The organism is Geothrix sp., assembly GCF_030219325.1.
In the GTDB taxonomy this organism is placed as follows: domain Bacteria; phylum Acidobacteriota; class Holophagae; order Holophagales; family Holophagaceae; genus Geothrix.
On record NZ_CP126625.1, the window covers coordinates 555712 to 571703 of the forward strand.

General features: G+C 66.6%; 16 protein-coding genes. 9 read left to right on the plus strand and 7 right to left on the minus strand.

All coding sequences use genetic code 11. The features are described 5' to 3' along the window. The first annotated feature begins 191 nt into the window (after window positions 1–191). The 3 genes from QOZ81_RS02430 (at window position 192) to QOZ81_RS02440 (ending at window position 3865) form a co-directional block, all read left to right on the plus strand. Complete coding sequence (locus tag QOZ81_RS02430) at window positions 192–1121, plus strand: DUF3187 family protein (protein ID WP_291202129.1); 930 nt, start codon at window positions 192–194, stop codon at window positions 1119–1121. A 37-nt stretch (window positions 1122–1158) separates the two neighbouring features. After that, window positions 1159–2670: a lysine--tRNA ligase gene (lysS, locus tag QOZ81_RS02435; protein WP_291202127.1), complete on the plus strand. Its 1512-nt coding sequence runs from the start codon at window positions 1159–1161 to the stop codon at window positions 2668–2670. 67 nt (window positions 2671–2737) lie between these two features. Further along, window positions 2738–3865: a DegT/DnrJ/EryC1/StrS family aminotransferase gene (locus QOZ81_RS02440; protein ID WP_291202126.1), complete on the plus strand. Its 1128-nt coding sequence runs from the start codon at window positions 2738–2740 to the stop codon at window positions 3863–3865. A gap of 16 nt (window positions 3866–3881) precedes the next feature. Here the strand turns inward: QOZ81_RS02440 and QOZ81_RS02445 are convergent, their stop codons facing one another. Continuing rightward, on the minus strand, window positions 3882–4259 hold the full coding sequence (locus QOZ81_RS02445) for a hypothetical protein (RefSeq protein WP_291202124.1): 378 nt from the start codon (window positions 4257–4259) through the stop codon (window positions 3882–3884). A gap of 211 nt (window positions 4260–4470) precedes the next feature. On the opposite strand from QOZ81_RS02445, the gene rplI reads away from it, so the two are divergent. From rplI to QOZ81_RS02465, 4 genes are all read left to right on the plus strand, one after another. Then, window positions 4471–4923: a 50S ribosomal protein L9 gene (gene rplI / locus QOZ81_RS02450; RefSeq protein ID WP_291202122.1), complete on the plus strand. Its 453-nt coding sequence runs from the start codon at window positions 4471–4473 to the stop codon at window positions 4921–4923. Between the two features lie 110 nt (window positions 4924–5033). Then, window positions 5034–5333: an HU family DNA-binding protein gene (locus QOZ81_RS02455; protein ID WP_291202120.1), complete on the plus strand. Its 300-nt coding sequence runs from the start codon at window positions 5034–5036 to the stop codon at window positions 5331–5333. A gap of 184 nt (window positions 5334–5517) precedes the next feature. Beyond that, window positions 5518–5955, plus strand: coding sequence for a hypothetical protein (locus QOZ81_RS02460; RefSeq protein WP_291202118.1), 438 nt, complete (start codon window positions 5518–5520; stop codon window positions 5953–5955). Between the two features lie 97 nt (window positions 5956–6052). Beyond that, the gene (locus tag QOZ81_RS02465) at window positions 6053–6685 is read left to right on the plus strand and encodes a YqiA/YcfP family alpha/beta fold hydrolase (RefSeq protein WP_291202116.1); all 633 of its coding nucleotides are present in this window, start codon (window positions 6053–6055) and stop codon (window positions 6683–6685) included. 108 nt (window positions 6686–6793) lie between these two features. Here the strand turns inward: QOZ81_RS02465 and QOZ81_RS02470 are convergent, their stop codons facing one another. Continuing rightward, window positions 6794–7699, minus strand: a complete 906-nt coding sequence (locus QOZ81_RS02470; RefSeq protein WP_300715334.1) for a LysR family transcriptional regulator — start codon at window positions 7697–7699, stop codon at window positions 6794–6796. An 83-nt stretch (window positions 7700–7782) separates the two neighbouring features. Here QOZ81_RS02470 and amaB point away from each other — a divergent pair, with 83 nt between their 5' ends. Continuing rightward, entirely contained in the window at window positions 7783–9303 is a 1521-nt protein-coding gene (gene amaB, locus QOZ81_RS02475) for an L-piperidine-6-carboxylate dehydrogenase (RefSeq protein WP_366082327.1), read from the plus strand. A gap of 110 nt (window positions 9304–9413) precedes the next feature. After that, window positions 9414–11180, plus strand: coding sequence for a sensor histidine kinase (locus QOZ81_RS02480; protein WP_300715335.1), 1767 nt, complete (start codon window positions 9414–9416; stop codon window positions 11178–11180). On the opposite strand, the gene thiS is transcribed toward QOZ81_RS02480, so the two are convergent. From thiS to QOZ81_RS02505, 5 genes are all read right to left on the minus strand, one after another. Continuing rightward, window positions 11167–11364 (minus strand): sulfur carrier protein ThiS, encoded by a 198-nt coding sequence (thiS, locus tag QOZ81_RS02485; RefSeq protein WP_291202108.1) that lies wholly within the window; start codon window positions 11362–11364, stop codon window positions 11167–11169. The two genes, QOZ81_RS02480 and thiS, sit on opposite strands and share 14 nt — an antisense overlap. Before the next feature lie 39 nt (window positions 11365–11403). Continuing rightward, the gene (locus QOZ81_RS02490) at window positions 11404–13632 is read right to left on the minus strand and encodes an aldehyde ferredoxin oxidoreductase family protein (RefSeq protein ID WP_291202106.1); all 2229 of its coding nucleotides are present in this window, start codon (window positions 13630–13632) and stop codon (window positions 11404–11406) included. Between the two features lie 14 nt (window positions 13633–13646). Beyond that, window positions 13647–14069 (minus strand): 4Fe-4S binding protein, encoded by a 423-nt coding sequence (locus QOZ81_RS02495; RefSeq protein WP_291202103.1) that lies wholly within the window; start codon window positions 14067–14069, stop codon window positions 13647–13649. 109 nt (window positions 14070–14178) lie between these two features. After that, entirely contained in the window at window positions 14179–15297 is a 1119-nt protein-coding gene (locus QOZ81_RS02500) for an ABC transporter ATP-binding protein (protein ID WP_291202100.1), read from the minus strand. After that, window positions 15294–15992 carry an ABC transporter permease gene (locus QOZ81_RS02505; RefSeq protein ID WP_291202097.1) on the minus strand — a complete coding sequence of 233 codons (699 nt, stop codon included), beginning with the start codon at window positions 15990–15992 and terminating at the stop codon, window positions 15294–15296. Before QOZ81_RS02505 ends, QOZ81_RS02500 begins: the two co-directional genes overlap by 4 nt.

Sequence of the window (15992 nt, forward strand, 5' to 3'; positions counted from 1 at the left end):
TGAAAGGCAGAGAGCGCTCTTTTGATGATGTATCAATCATTTATGAGCGTTCAAAAATCGAGTTGGGCGTTCCGGGGAATCGTCAGGGCAGAGTATTACCTTTGAGCAAAGGATGTTCCGTGACCTTGGTCAATCTATCCTTGCGGGTCCTTAAAGGGGGTGCAGGTCCCCTGGTCAGCATGATCTTGGGGTTGGCAACCTTCGGGCTCGCGGCCCAGGAGACCCCCCGCCCCAACCGGCTGGCCTGGTTCGAGGGATTTCCGGAGCCCCTGCCTGAGGGCGTCAATGAGCTGGTCCTCGAAGCCACGAGCCAGATGCTGCGTCCGGATCTGGAGCGGAGCGCCGATGGCCGCACCTTCGCGCGGCTGGACGGTGAGGCCTGGCAGCTGACTGGAGACTGGGCCCTGAAGGCCGGCTCCTCCCGGATCAACGTCCGGGCCCGGGTGGCCTACCGCTCCGGTGGCATCGCCGATCAGGCCATCTGGAACTGGCACCAGCTGTTCAACATGCCCCAGGGGGGCCGGGAGGACGCACCGAAGAACCGGCTCGTCTACCACCTGGAGCGGGATGGCCGCGTCATCGGGGATCTCACCCGCCCCGGCTGGGCGCTCATGGATCTGGATGTGGCCTGGGTCCGCCCCTTCGGCACGGCCGAGGCCGGCGGGAGGGTCGGAGCCTCCATCCAGCTGCCCACCGGTCGACAGGCCGACTTTTCTGGCAGCGGCGGCACCGATGGTCTGGTGGGAGCCGCCCTGTGGCGACGGTACGGGCGTTGGCGCTTCTTCGGACAGGTGGAGCGCGTGTGGTTGGGCCTTCCCGAACACAGCCCCCTGCGCGCCGTCATGGACCAGACCTCCTTCAGCCGGGCCTGGGGCAGCCTGGGCTGGGTGGGCGAGGGGCCGGGACTGCTCTCCGGCCTCGGGATCGAAGTCAGCCTGGGCTATGCCGGCAGCCCCTATCGCACCGGCCTGTCCCGCCTCGACCGCGCCGGCTGGCAGCAGCACTGGACCCTCCGCCACACGCGGCTCCCCCGGTGGCGCTTCGGGTTCAGCGAGGAGGCGGGCACCTTCACCGCCCCGGACCTGTCGGCCTTCGTGGCCTATCGCTTCGGGGAGCGCTGATCGTCCGGTACACTACATGGTTCGTGTCGGAGTCTCCATGCAGCCCAACCAGTACCGCGATGTGCGCCTTGAGAAGCTCGAGAAGCTGAAGGCTCTCGGCATCGAAGCCTGGCCCCGGAAGGCCAAGCGCACCCACGGCCTCGCCGAGCTGGCCACGATCTACGCCGATGCCGAAGCCTGGCCCAACGAGAAGCTGGAAGGCCTTGAGCTCAGCGTGTCGGTCATGGGCCGCATCCTCACCATCCGCGAGATGGGCAAGAGCGTCTTCGCGCATCTCACCGAGAACGGCGAGAAGATCCAGGGCTTCTTCCGCATGAACGACCTGTCCGAGACCAGCTGGGAGACCATCAAGCTCCTGGACATGGGCGACTTCATCAGCGTCACGGGCCCGCTCATGCGCACCAAGACCGGCGAGCTGAGCGTGCGGGTGAAGGAGATCCAGTTCCTCAGCAAGGCCCTGCTGCCCCTGCCCGAGAAGTGGCACGGCCTGCAGGACAAGGAGCAGCGCTACCGCCAGCGCTACCTGGACCTCGTCTCCAACGGCGACGTGCTGAAGACCTTCCAGACCCGGTCGCGCATCGTGAGCGCCGTGCGCCGCTTCATGGAGGACCAGGGCTACCTCGAGGTCGAGACGCCCATGATGCAGCCCATTCCGGGCGGCGCCACGGCCCGGCCCTTCATCACGCACCACAACGCCCTGGACATGGCCCTCTACCTGCGCATTGCGCCGGAGCTGTATCTCAAGCGGCTCATCGTGGGCGGCTTCGAGAAGGTCTTCGAGATCAACCGGAACTTCCGCAACGAGGGCCTCAGCGTCCGGCACAATCCCGAGTTCACCATGATGGAGTTCTACGCGGCCGGCCAGGACCTGCGGGACATGATGGCGCTGACCGAAGGCCTGATCTCCACGGTGGCCCGGTCCGTGGTGGGCTCCGAGGCCCTGCCTTGGGGCGAGCAGGTGATCTCCTACGCCGCGCCCTTCCGCCGCCTGACCATGAAGGACGCCATTGCCGAGTACGGCGGCATCGACCGCCACCTGCTGGAGGACGGCGACAGCGTGCGGGCCCTGGCCAGGACCGTGCACGTCGAGGACGTGGACAAGAAGACCGTGGGCTTCCTGCTGGGCGACCTCTTCGAGTACCATGTCGAGAAGCAGCTCGTCCAGCCCACCTTCATCACGGACTATCCCATCGAGCTGTCACCCCTCACCAAGACTCTGGAGGGCGATGACCGCTTCGTGGACCGCTTCGAGCTGTTCATCGGCGGCATGGAGATTGCGAACGCCTACTCCGAGCTGAACGATCCCATCGACCAGATGGGCCGCTTCCAGGCCCAGATGGATGAGCGGGAAGCGGGCAACGATGAGGCCATGCTGCTGGACCAGGACTTCATCACCAGCCTCGAGCACGGCTTCCCGCCCTGCGGCGGCGAAGGCATCGGCATCGACCGCCTGGTCATGCTGCTCACCAACAGCGCCAGCATCCGCGACGTCATCCTCTTCCCCCTCATGCGCCCGACGAAACCCCAGGAAGGCGGGGAGACCGAGTAGCCGCCCGATGTGACGGAATCTCGCTTGACCCGCTGCCATACTGGAACCCTTGATCTTTGGAGGCCCCATGCCCGTCCCGATGCTTGAACTCGCGCCGCAGAATGCCGCCGTCAAGACCAAGGTGCTGGAGGGGCTTTCGGGCCTCATCGACCGCTCCGCCTTCATCCTGGGCGAGAACGTGAAGGGGCTGGAGGCCGAGATCTCCGCCTACGCCGGCGCCGCCCATGCCGTGGCCATGTCCAGCGGCACGGACGCCCAGCTGGCGGCCCTCATGGCCCTCGGCATCGGCCACGGCGACGAGGTCATCGTGCCCAGCTTCACCTTCTTCGCCACCGCGGGCGTGGTCTCGCGCCTGGGCGCCAAGCCGGTCTTCATCGATCTGGAGCCCGCCACCTTCAACGCCACCGGCGCCCTGGTGGAAGCGGCCATCACGCCCCGCACCAAGGCCATCATGCCCGTGCACCTCTTCGGCCAGCTGGCGGACATGCCCGGCATCATGGCGGTGGCCGCGAAGCACGGCATCCCGGTCATCGAAGATGCCTGTCAGAGCCTGGGCGCCAAGGGCTGGGGCAAGTCCGCCGGCCAGTTTGGCGACATGACCGCCTACAGCTTCTACCCCACCAAGAACCTCGGGGCCTTCGGCGATGCCGGCATGACCGCGATCCGGGATGATGCGACGCTGGCGGCCCGCGTCCGCCGCATCCGCGTGCATGGCATGGAGCCGGTCTACATGCACCACGAGGTGGGCATGAACGGACGCATGGACGAGTTCCAGGCCCTGGTGCTGCGGGCCAAGCTGCCCATGCTGGACGGCTGGCACGAAGGGCGCCGCAAGCACGCCGCCTGGTACCTGGAGCGCATGAAGGGACTGACGGCGGAGGAGGCGGTGCTGCCCCTGGAAGTGGTGCCGGATGGCCGCCACATCTACAACCAGTTCACCATCCGCGTGAAGGGCGGCAAGCGGGATGCCCTCCAGGCCCACCTGAAGGAGCGCGGCATCGGCAGCGCCATCTACTACCCCATCTGCCTCCACGAGCAGCCCTGTTTCAAGGACCTTGGGTACAAGGTGGGCCAGCTGCCGGAATCCGAGCGCGCAGCCAAGGAAGTGCTCAGCCTGCCCGTCTATCCCGAGATGACCGAAGCCATGCGGGAAGAGGTGGCCACGGCCATCCTCGGCTTTTTCGGCCAGAAGTAGGTCCCTCCGGACAGGACTACTGCTGCGACGCCGTGGAGGCGTCCACCCAGACATTCAGGGCCCCCTGGGCGGCATCCTCGACGCCCAGGAACTGGATGCCGATGCCGACCATTTCCATGGGATCAGCCCCCGGACGGCCGCCCAGCACGTAGGACACGGCCGCGATGATGGGGGCCTTGGGTAGTTCGGGGTGCAACAGCACCAGGTTCTCCAGGACGGCGCCCCGCTCGAAGAGCCGGGCATCCCGGGCGCCCACAAGGGCGAAACACCCCCCGGGGCTCAGATTGGTGATGCGGACGTCCCTGTAGTCGTGCCCCTTCAGCAGGAAGGAGATGCTGAACTCCGGGCCGACGATGATGCGTCGTGTATCGCGTCGATCGGCGTAGGTGCTCATCCAGGCTCCACGGAACGGGAAATCCTTGCTTGGGTATCGTCTGGTCCCAGGATAGACTGGATTTTCTGATCGGCCTGAACCCATCGGGGGACAGGGCGGGTTCCCAAGGACCCGGCCCTGACGGCGCAGGACGCCGTCTCACCCACGCGGGGACAACGCGAGCCTCATGCGCTGGCCGTGCCCAACCCCATCCTTCCACCTGGGAGAACCCATGGAAATCCTTCTGATCGAAAACGTTCCGCACTTGGGCGTCCGCGGCGATGTCGTGAACGTCAAAGACGGCTACGCCCGCAACTTCCTGCTGCCCCGCAAGATGGCCCTGCCCGTCACCGCCGGCAACAAGCGCCAGATCGAGCTCGAGAAGGTCCGCGCCGAGAAGCTCCGCGCCAAGGAACTGGCCGACGCCAAGAGCCTGGCCGAGAAGCTCGAAGCCATCAGCCTCGCCGTGACCAAGAAGGCCGGCGAGAACGGCCACCTCTTCGGTTCCGTCACCAACGCCGACGTGGCCGAGCTCTTCAAGGCCAAGGGCTTCACGCTCGATCGCCGCGACATCACCGTGCCCCACATCAAGGATGCGGGCACCTACGTGGTCGACGTCCGCCTCTACAGCGGCGTCCACGCCAAGGTCAACCTCGAGGTCAGCGCCGCCGCGGCTGCTGAGTAACCCACCGTCCACCCCATCCCATCGGTGGCCGGCCCCCGCGGGGGAGCCGGTCATCCAGGCCTTTCCGCGCCGTCGGGAACCCTGACCAACCCATTCCAAGGAGTCCATCCATGGCCAAGAGCACCTCCAAGCCCGATACCCTCGGCATCGCTGAACTCGCCGCCAACCTCGCCGAAGCCCAGGACCTGTCCAAGGCCCGCGCCAAGTCCATCCTGGACGGCGTCCGCGACCACATCGTCGAAACCCTCCTCAGCGGCAACCGCGTCAACCTCTTCGGCCTCGGCACCTTCGAAGTGCGCGCCACCAAGGAGAAGATGGGCCGCAACCCCAAGACTGGCGAGAGCATCAAGATCCCCGCCGGCCGCAAGGTGGTCTTCAAGACTGCGAAGGGGCTGAAGGATCAGATGTAGGTTCATCGCTGCTCCCCGCCTGCGGCGGGGAGTCAACATCAGGCCGCCGAAAGGCGGCCTGATGCGTTCCGGGGTTGATAAGCCGTTCCATCTAAAGAGGTGTGCGTGATTTGAATCCCAGGGGTTGCGGGTTCATGCCGGGCCTGTCAGCTACCGAAACGCCTCATGTGCCTGGAGGTTTTCCATGACCCGTTTCCTGTTCGGCCAAATCCTCATCCTATTCCTGGTGATCCTCACCATCGCCATGATCGGGGGGCGTGCGGTCATCTGGCTTCATCCGGCTCCCTGGGCCTTCCTGCTCGTACTGGTGGTGCCCCTCGTGGCGGTCCTTTCGGCTCACCCTTGGAGTGCCTTCAGGCAGGCGCTCCGGGATGCGCTGCACCCGTCGGCCTCCTTGTCGAACGGGACCTCCGCCAAGGTCTGGAAACTCGCGGAGTCCTGCCTTTATTTCGGCGCGACCATCGCCTTCTTCATGGGATTGATGATCACTTTCTCCCTGTTGAGCGGCGACCTCCATAACCTGGGCGCCAAATTGGCCGCTTGTCTGGCACCCCCCTTCTTCAGCGTGGTTCTGGGGCTGTCGTGCCGGATCCTCAGGGCCCGGGTCGAGGCCGTCGCCTGATCGCCGTGGGAGCGGAAGCAGCTCTCCGAGGCTCCAGATCGGACGGCTGGTCACATGTTCGTTTCCCGCACCGTTGGAAGGAGAGCCTGGATCCCTCATGACCGCCCTCGTCTACCTCCACGGCTTCTCCTCGTCCCCCGGGGGCAACAAGGGAACCTTCGTTCGGCGCTGGGCCCAGACGCACGGCATCCCCTTCCATGCGCCGGACCTGAATCTGCCCACCTTCGAAAGGCTCACGCTCACGGCCCAGGTCGAAGCGGTGGAGGCCCTGCTGCAAGGCCTGGCGGAGCGGCCAGTAATGGTGGGCAGTTCTCTCGGCGGTTTTGTCGCCACGGCGGTGGCCCATCGTGGCGCTGCCATCCGATCCATGCTCCTGCTGGCCCCCGCCATCCACTTCGCCCGGCGCCGCATGACCAGCTCCGCCTGGGCCGCCTACCGGGAGCGAGGGGAGATGGAGGTCTTCCATTACGGTGCCGATCGGCCGCTGCGCCTGGGGCCCGAGCTGCTGCGCGACCTGCCCGCCTGGGCCGACGACGCGGACTGGCGCATGGCCGTGCCCACGGTGATCCTCCACGGCCGCTTCGACGAGGCGGTGCCCCTTGCGGAGAGTGAGGCCTACCGAGATCGGAACCCAGGCACCGCGCTGCACGTCCTGGAGGATGACCACGGTCTGCTGACCTCGGCCGCGCTGGAATGCCTGCGGAATGAGTTGGAAGCTGCCTTCCGTTGAGGCGTGGTTCCAATAGCAGGCCCGTTCCGGCTGCCCGCTTACGGCGGGCAGTCAACTCCAGGCCGGAGGCCTGGAGCCTGTCGAGGTGCGGGTGGGAACCTCGACCACCTACGACCCGAATTCCTCCGGGCTCAACCCCTGCAGGTACCGCGTGAGCAGCTTCTGCTTCTCGTGGTTGGCCTTCACCTTCTTCTGGTAGATGGAGAAGCGGTCCTCGGCGGGGCGGATGGCGGGGAAGAGGGCCACGAGATCGCCCCGCTGGAGCTCGCCCAGCACGCTGTAGCGGGGCACCAGCAGGGCGCCCATGCCTTCGACGGCGGCATGGATCATGGCGCGGATGTGATCCACGGCGATGATCCGGTCCAGCTGCGGCTGCTCATGGTCCGGCACGGCCATGAGGAAGCGGTTCCACCAGGCGCCGGCCTTGTCCAGGGAGAGGACGGGCCCACGGGAAAGGTCTGCCGGCACGCGCAGCCGGTGCGCCTTCCGGAAGGCCTTCGAGCAGGCCACCACGTAGGTCTCCCGGAACAGAGGCGACTTCTTCAGCGCGGGAAGGGGGTGTTCCTGGCAGTCGATGATCAGGTCGAGGTCGTCCCGCAGCAGCGGCCCCAGCAGATCGTGACTCAGGGTGAAGTCGATCTCCAGGCCCGGGTTCGCGGCCAGGAACGGCTGCATGTGCTTCATGAGGATGCTGCTGCCGAACTCCACGGTGGTGCCCACGCGGAGGCGCCCCATGGCGAGGGACTGGTGCCGGCGCAGGTCGTCCGCGGCCGCATCCAGGGTGGCGAAGACCTGCTCGCAGGCGAGGTAGAGCCGGCGGCCCTCTTCGGTCAGACCCAGCTCCCGGCCCCGGCGGGCCAGGAGGGGAACTCCCGCCAGGTCCTCCAGCTTGGCCATGGCGTGGCTGACGGCCGACTGGGTGCGGTGGAGTTTCCGGGCACAGGCCGTGAAGCCACCCGTCTGGGCCAGGGTGTAGAAGGTGCGCAGCTGGGGCAGATCGAGCAGGGCGTCCATGATCATGAATCATATTCATGTTGATCGTGAATCGAATGAATTTCTTAATTGAAACGAAATTAGTTACAAATGGAACCAGGAGGATGGCCATGCAGAAGATCCTGAAGTCCCTGGGCATTTCGGACGTGAATCCCGGCGGGTTCGCCGGCGAGTGGGTGGGTGGGGGCAAGGCCCAGACCGTGGTTTCCCCCATCAACGGCGAGGTCCTGGCCACGGTCGCCAACGTCACGCCCGCCGAGTTCGACGCCATCCTGGCGAAGTCCCACGCGGCCTTCGCCAGCTGGAAGCTGGTGCCGGCCCCCAAGCGCGGCGAGGTGGTGAAGGCCATCGGCGACGAGCTGCGCCGGAACAATGCGGCCCTGGCCGAGCTGGTCACCCTGGAGATGGGCAAGACGCTGCGCGAGGGGCTGGGCGAGGTCCAGGAGATGATCGACATCTGCGACTTCGCGGTGGGGCTCTCCCGGCAGCTCTACGGCCTCACCATGCCCAGCGAGCGGCGGGGCCACCGGCTGCAGGAGCAGTGGCATCCCCTCGGCGTGGTGGGCGTCATCACCGCCTTCAACTTTCCCGTGGCCGTGTGGAGCTGGAACACCGCCATCGCCCTGGTCTGCGGTGACACCATCCTGTGGAAGCCCTCCTCCAAGACGCCACTGACCGCCATCGCCTGCACCAAGATCGCCGAGAAGGTGCTCCGCGACTTCGGCTTCGATCCCGCCATCTGCAGCCTGGCCATCGGCCGGGGCAGCGACATCGGCGACCTCATCAACACCGACCCGCGGGTGGCGCTGGTGTCCTACACCGGCTCGGTGCCCGGCGGCCGGCACGTGGGCAAGCTGGTGCAGGAGCGCTTCGGCAAGCACATCCTCGAACTGGGCGGGAACAACGCGGTCATCGTGAGCGAGAGGGGGGATCTGGAGATCGCGCTGCGTGCCATCTACTTCGGCGCCATCGGCACCTCGGGGCAGCGTTGCACGTCCACCCGCCGCGTCATCATCCACGAGTCCGTCTATCCGGCCTTCACGGAGCGGCTCCTGGCCCTCTATCGGCAGACGCGCATCGGCGATCCCAGGCTCAACGAGAACCTCATGGGGCCCCTGGTGGACGCCCAGGCCGTGGCCACCATGCTGGAGGCCATCGGCAAGGTGGCGGCCGAGGGCGGCAAGGTGCTGACGGGCGGCGAGCGCCTCCCCCATGCTGGCGGCTGCTACGTCACGCCGTGCATCGTGGAAGTTCCCGGCAACATCCCGATGGTGCAGGAGGAGACCTTCGCGCCGGTGCTCTACCTCATGAAGTACCGCAGCTTCGAGGAGGCCATTGCCCTCCAGAATGGTGTGCCCCAGGGCCTCTCCAGCGCCGTCATCACCAACGACCAGCGGGAGAGTGAGCTGTTCCTCTCCGCGGCGGGCAGCGACTGCGGCATCGCCAACGTGAACACGGGCACCAGCGGCGCGGAGATCGGCGGCGCCTTCGGCGGCGAGAAGGAGACGGGCGGCGGTCGCGAGAGCGGGTCGGATGCCTGGAAGGTCTACATGCGCCGCCAGACCAACGCCATCAACTTCAGCGGCCAGGTCGAGCTGGCCCAGGGCATCACCCTGGAGCTCTGAGTCGAGGGCGGCCGGACGGGACGGGGGGCACTCGCCCCCCTTCCCGTTTTTAAGGAGACTCGGCAGCAGAGCCGCTAAGCTCAATGCCACCTTCTTGATGAGGCCCTTCCTTGACCGGGCCCGCCCACCCCCAGGATCCCCCCCCGGCCACGAGCCCCCGGCCCGAGGAGCAGGCCCTGGCTGCTGGCTGGACGTGGTGGGGCCGCGTCGCGCTGATGGGAGCCTGGGTCGGGGTGGCGGTGGTCCACCTGGTGTCTGCTCCAGAGCGGCGGAGCCTCGTCTGGAACCTCGGCTATCTGCTCATCGAGGCGCTGGCCTGCGCGAGCCTGGGCTACCGGGCCTGGCGGTCCGACCGCAAGGAACGGCTTGCGTGGCAATTGCTCTGGGCCTCGACCCTCCTGGACGTCATCAACCTCTCGCTCTGGATCCCGCCCTCCCTTGGCCATCCTCTCGCCTGGGCCTCCGACCTGCCCAAGCTCTTGAGTCTGGGCACCGGTCTCCTGGTGTTGGCCGCCGTCCTGAGCTTTCCGAGAGGAAGCTCCCGGGGGGGCGGAGGCCGCCGCCGGGTGCTGGATGGCCTGCTCTTCGCCGCGTCCGTCCTCTTCCTCCTCTGGGTGGTGGGAGTCCACGGGGCCTTGCGCACGGCCAACCCGGATCTGAGCCTGCGCGTCCTGGTGGCCTATCTGAATGCGGCGCTGATGGGGGGTGGCCTGGTCTACATGACCTCCAGCCGGCCGCATCAGTTCCGGGGTCCCCTGGGCTGGCTTGGGGCCTCGGCCCTGGCCTGGCTGGTGGTGCTCTCCGGCTGGGCCATGGCGGGCCTGCCCCCGGTCCCCCAGACCCAGTGGTGGTGGCCCCTGGTGGGCGGCATTCCCCTGTTCCAGGGGCTTGCCGCCTGGTCCCCGACCCCGGAGGAGGTCCCCGCCGCGGAGGAAACGAGGGGGATGTTCACGCGTCTGATCCCCTACCTCCCCGTGGTCGGGGCGCTGGCGGTCATGGCTGTGCTCATCCTCCGAGCGCCGCTCTACCTCGTGCGGGGGGCTTCGGGCATCTTCCTTGTCATGGTCGCCCTCCTCCTGCTCCGGCAAGTCCAGGCTGTGGAGGACCTCGAGTCGGCCCGGCGGACCCTTGAGGACCGGGTTCATGACCGGACTCGGGTCCTGGAGCAGGCCCAGCACACCCTGATCCGCACAGAGCGCATGAACGCCCTGGCCATGATGGGTGCCGGACTCGCCCACGACCTCAACAACCTGCTGGGAGCGGTGAAGAGCTCGGCCGATCTGGCGGTCATGAACCTGGAGGAGGGTGTGGCGCCCGGCCCCTCGGAGCTCAACCGCATCGCCATGGCCGCGGACCGCGCGGCCCTCCTCACCCGGAGGCTCATGGAATTCGCCCGGCGGGAGGAGGAGGCGCTGCAGCCCGTGGACCTGGGCCGGGAGCTGCGCAGCATGGAGGTGACCCTCCGCCTGCTCATTCCCCGCGCCGTGAACCTGGTCATCGACGTCCCCCTGGAGGATGCCCTGATCGTGAAGAGCTCCACCCTCCGGCTGGAGCAGATGATGGTGAACCTGGTGGCCAATGCCCGGGATGCCATGCCCACGGGCGGCCATCTCGGCATCCAGGTCACCCGGGGCGGAGCTGGCAGGGCGCACGCCCTGATCGAAGTGATCGATTCCGGCACCGGCATGACGCCCGAGGTCCTGGCCCGGATCTTCGATCCTTTCTACACCACCAAGGAGCCAGGCAAGGGCACCGGTTTGGGGCTCTCCTCGCTCAAGGCCATGGTGGAAGAGAGTGGCGGCAGCCTCGGCGTGGAGAGCGAACCCGGCTTGGGCACGCGGTTCCGCATCCTTCTGCCGCTCGTCAGCCCCCGCTGATGAGGTGGATGACCTTCACCACCGCCCCGTCCGGGATGGTGGTGGTGTCGTAGTCCTTCTTTGGCACCAGCGTGTCGCCGATGTGGATGACCAGCATGGGGAAGCGGTAGTTCCGCGCCTTCAGGACATCGCGGACGGTCAGGCCCTCGTGCCAGTCGAGCGGTTCCTCGTTGACGAGAATCATGTCGGTTCCTATCTCCATTCGCGCGGCGAATGGAGCCTGTCAGGAAAGATGCTGTTTGACGACTTCCACCACTTCCGGGAAGGCATCCAGGCCCAGCTCCTTCAGCCGTTCCAGGGTCGGAACGCCGTCCAGGGTCCAGCCCCGGCGGGTGTAGACGCTGTCCATGAGCTGGGAGAACCGGCCGGTGCGCCATTTCCGGTGCAGGGCCATCTTCTCTTCGGTGGTCTTGCCCTTGGGATCGAGGCCCATCTCGGTGACGATCTGCTGGTCATAGCGCTCGGCGCGGGATTCGTACTCTTCCTTCGTCACGGGGCCGAGAGAACGGTAGGGTGCGGCATCGTGCAGGCGCAGGCCCTTGCCCATGCGGATGTTGAACACGCGCTGGAAGTTGTAGACCTTCGCGGACTGCACGATGAGGTCTTCCTTGGTGATCCTGATCCCCGTGGTGGCGGTGAAGAGATCCACGTAGTTCTGCACATGCTCGGGCACCTTGTGGGCCTCGGGCTGCTCGGAGTTGTTGGCGGGCACCACGTCGTTCCAGGGCAGCTTGCAGAAACCGTTCAGGCCGAACCAGGTGCGGAACAGGGGGAAGTAGTAGAGCGCTTCGGCCTTGTCCTCGAAGGTGGGCAGCTGCTTGTTCACCATGTCCATGAAGATCAGCCAGGCCTCGTCATGCTGCGGGCCCTTGTTGGTGAGCGCGTAGCCGCCCTGCTGGGCCAGCGATTCCTTCGACATGTACTGGGAGTACTCGAGGCCCTTGTTCTCCATGCCGATGTCATTGATGAGCTGGGGGTCGCCCCAGCCATTCTTGATGAAGTGTTCCTTCATCTTCTTCACGCCCATGCCGGCGATCTTGCCGAAGCCTTCGCCACGGGCCATCTGGTGCATCATCTCGAGGTCGGCCTCGGCGTTGCCCCAGACCATCTCCAGGCCGCCGGTGCGCTCCTTGTTCAGGATGCCGCGCTGGTAGCACTCCATCACGAAGGCCGTGAGCGTGCCGTAAGTGATGGTGCAGATGCCGTAGGTGTCGCAGTAGAAGTTCAGCTCGAGCAGGTAGTCGGGATCGAACACGCCGCAGTTGGAACCCAGACCCGCCGCGTTTTCGTACTCGGGGCCGTCCACCGTGACCATGTCGCCCTGGTAGGGGCCGGTCTTGAGGACGAGGCCATCAGCACCCTTGGCACAGGCCATGGAGCAGCCGTACCAGCAGCCGTCGACGGTGTGCTGCGTGCAGCGCTGCTGCCAGTAGCTGCTGTCGATCTTGTGGACATCGGGGTGCGAGCCGAACTGGAAGTTGTGGACGGGCAGCAGGTCGTAGGCGTCCATGATCTCGACGATGTGCGCGGTGCCATTGCGGCGCATCATGCACTGGGTGCCGTCGTTCTCGCGGATTTCCTTGTGGTATTTCACGCCGGTCTTGGCGATGGTCTCGGGATCCACGGGATGGTTGAGGTCGCCGGCCACCTTGGGCCCACGCACCACCAGGGCGCGGATGCGCTTGTTCCGGAACACGGTGCCGATGCCGCCCCGGCCCGCCTGCTTGAAGCGGACGCACTTGCGGCGGCGGTCGTAGAACGAGAAGTTCAGCATGCCGATGAGGCTGTGCTCGGCGGCGGCGCCCGTGGACACCACGGAGATGTTGGGCAGGTCCGCCTCGTTCTCGGCGTACATGTGGGTGAGAATTTCCGCCAGGACATGGCTGTCCACGGGGTCCGTGGGAGCTTCCTCGATGCGGATGATGCCCTTCTGGCCATCGATGAACAGGATGATGTCCTTGTCGGACTTGCCCTGCAGCTCCAGCGCGTCGAAGCCCGAGAACTTGAGCAGGGGACCGTAGAAGCCGCCCACGTTGGAATCGATGGGGATGTCCGTCTGGGGCGAGAGGCTCACCACCAGCGACTTGCCGGTGCCCGCGTACTGGGTCATGCCCGACACAGGCCCGGGGCTGATGATGATCTCGTTCTCGGGATCGTTCCACCGGGTGGTGGGCTTCACCGCGTTCCAGAGGTGGTAGAGGCCGAAGCCGCGGCCGCCGATGAAGACGTCCTTCATCTGCTGGGTGACGGGCTTCTCCTTGATCTCAAGGGTGTCCACGTTCACGTACAGCGTGCGGTTGGTGTAGCCCTTGTCCGGCAGGCTGGGCGTGTAGGTGATCTCCTTCAGCACCTTGTGCGCGGCCTTGATGGCCTCGAGCCCGTCGAGGTACTCGGTGCGCTTGGTGTAGTCGATGTTCATCACCTTGCTGGGATCGAAAACGAGCTGGCTCATGGGGTTCCCTTTTCTCAGATGATCCGGACCGGCGGCTCGGGGACGTCCACGATGGAGAGCGCGCCGTGGGGGCAGACCTTCACGCAGACGCCGCAGGACGTGCACTTGTGGGGCGTGATCCAGTCGGAGTTCCGCATGAAGGCGTCCTTCTCGCAGAATCCGATGCACATGTAGCAGCCCACGCAGATCTTCTTGTCGATCATCACGACGCCGAGCTTGTTGCGCTTGAGGGCCTCGGTGGGACAGACCACCACGCAGTCGCCGCACTGGTCGCAGAGGATGGCGTGGCCGCCGCCCTCTTCGTAGGCCTTGATCTGAAGGGCGGCCTGGGCGGGATCGTCCACCTTGAAGACCTTGATGGCGCACTCCAGCTCGCACTCGTGATTGCAGTTGCGCCCTGCATCACACTTCTGGAAATCGATGACCAGCTGTTTCATGGCGCTCGCGTCTCCGGACGGTTCGGGGGGACAAAAACCAACGAGGGATGGCATGGCCATCCCCTTGTCGAGGCTAGTCCTGGGCCGTTATCCGGGCAATGGATACCGGTCACACTTCGGGGCCGAGACCTTCCTTGCGTATGAGGTGCACGGAGGTGGCCTTGAAGGAGGCCACCACGGGGCGGCCCGGCCGAAGCTCCAGTTCCGACAGGGATTGGGCCGTGACGAAGGCCGTGAGGAAGAACCCGCAATCCAGCTCGATCTTGAAGAAGGGACCCCGGGGTATGACCTTGGTCACAGCCCCCGGAAAGGCGTTCCGGGCGCTGCTGGCGTTGTCGGAGTGTAAAGACAGGGCCACGTGCTCGGGGCGGACCCCCACCAGGACGGTCTGGCCGGGCTCGGCCTCCCCCAGGGCCACGACCTCGCCGCTGCCGGTCCCCTTCCGGATCCGCAGGGTGAGCAGGCCTTCCCGGCAGTCGGCCACCTGCCCCTTGAGCAGGGTCTCCATGCCGACGAAGGCGGCGACGAAGGGATCCTCCGGGTGGTTCGTGACCTTCCGGAGCCCTCCCCGCTGGATGATCCGGCCGTCCCTCATGACCGCCAGCCGGTGCGCCAGGCGGGCGGCCTCGCCCTGGTCGTGGGTGGCGATCACGGCGGTGGTGCCAGTCTCGGCCAGCAGGTGGCCCAGGTCCCCGATGAGCTCCTCGCGGGCCTGGGGATCCAGGGCCGCGAAGGGCTCGTCCAGGAAGAGGATCTCCGGATTCAGGACGAAGGCCCGGGCCAGGGCCGTGCGCTGGGCCTCGCCCCCGGAGAGCTGGTGGGCAGGGCGATCCAGCAGGGCGCCCAGGCCCAGCTGTTCGGCCCAGGCCACCACCCGGGGCTTCCACTCAACGGCGGAGAGGCCACGCAGCTTCAGTCCGGAGGCGATGTTCTGGGCCACGGTGGCGTCGAAGAGGAGCGGGTCCTGGAACACCATGGTCGTGCGGCGGCGGAAGGCCTCCCGGTCGCCCTTCCCCTGGAGGGTCGAGCCCTTGAATTGCACCGCCCCGGCCGAGGGGGCCAGGAGGCCCGCCAACGTGAGCATCAGGGTGGTCTTCCCCGCGCCGTTGGGTCCCATGAGGGCCAGTACTTCGCCGGTCCGGAGGTCCAGCTCCGGGATCTCCAGCACTTTCACGGCGCCGCGGTGGACCGTGAGGTCTCGCGCCTCGAGGATGCGTTCCCGGCTCATGACCGCCGCCCGCGCTGCTGGAGGTGGGTGAGCAGGGCGTTCACGGAGAAGGCCAACACCAGCAGGATGAGGCTGAGGGCGATGGCCACGTCGAAGTTGCCCTTGCCGGTCTCCATCACCGTGGCGGTGGTCAGCACCCGCGTCTGGCCCTTGATGTTGCCGCCCACCATGATCGAGGCGCCCACCTCCGAGATCACGCCGCCGAAGCCGGCCATGACCGCGGCCAGGAGCGGAAGCCGCGCCTCCTTGAGCAGCAGCCACACCATCTGCGGGCGGGAGGCGCCCAGGGCCAGGATCTGCAGGCGGAGCCCCGGGGGCAGGTGCTGCAGGGCGGCGAGGCTGATGCCCGCGATGATGGGTGAGGCGATGACGGCCTGAGCCAGGATCATGGCCGAGGGCGTGTAGAGGATGCCGAGCGAGCCCAGCGGGCCGTTGCGCCAGAGCAGCACAGTCACGAAGAGGCCCACCACCACGGGCGGCAGGCCCATGCCGGTGTTCAGCAGTGCGATGACCAGCCGCTTGCCGGGAAACTCGTTCAGGGCCACGGCCACGGCCACCGTCAGGCCGAGGACCAGGCTGATGAGGGTGGCGACCCCGGAGACCTGCAGGGACAGCCAGGTGATCCGGAGGACCTCGGGATCCAGCGTGAGCAGAAGCTCCAGCGCTTTCCGGAGGCCCTCCCAGATCAGGTCCAA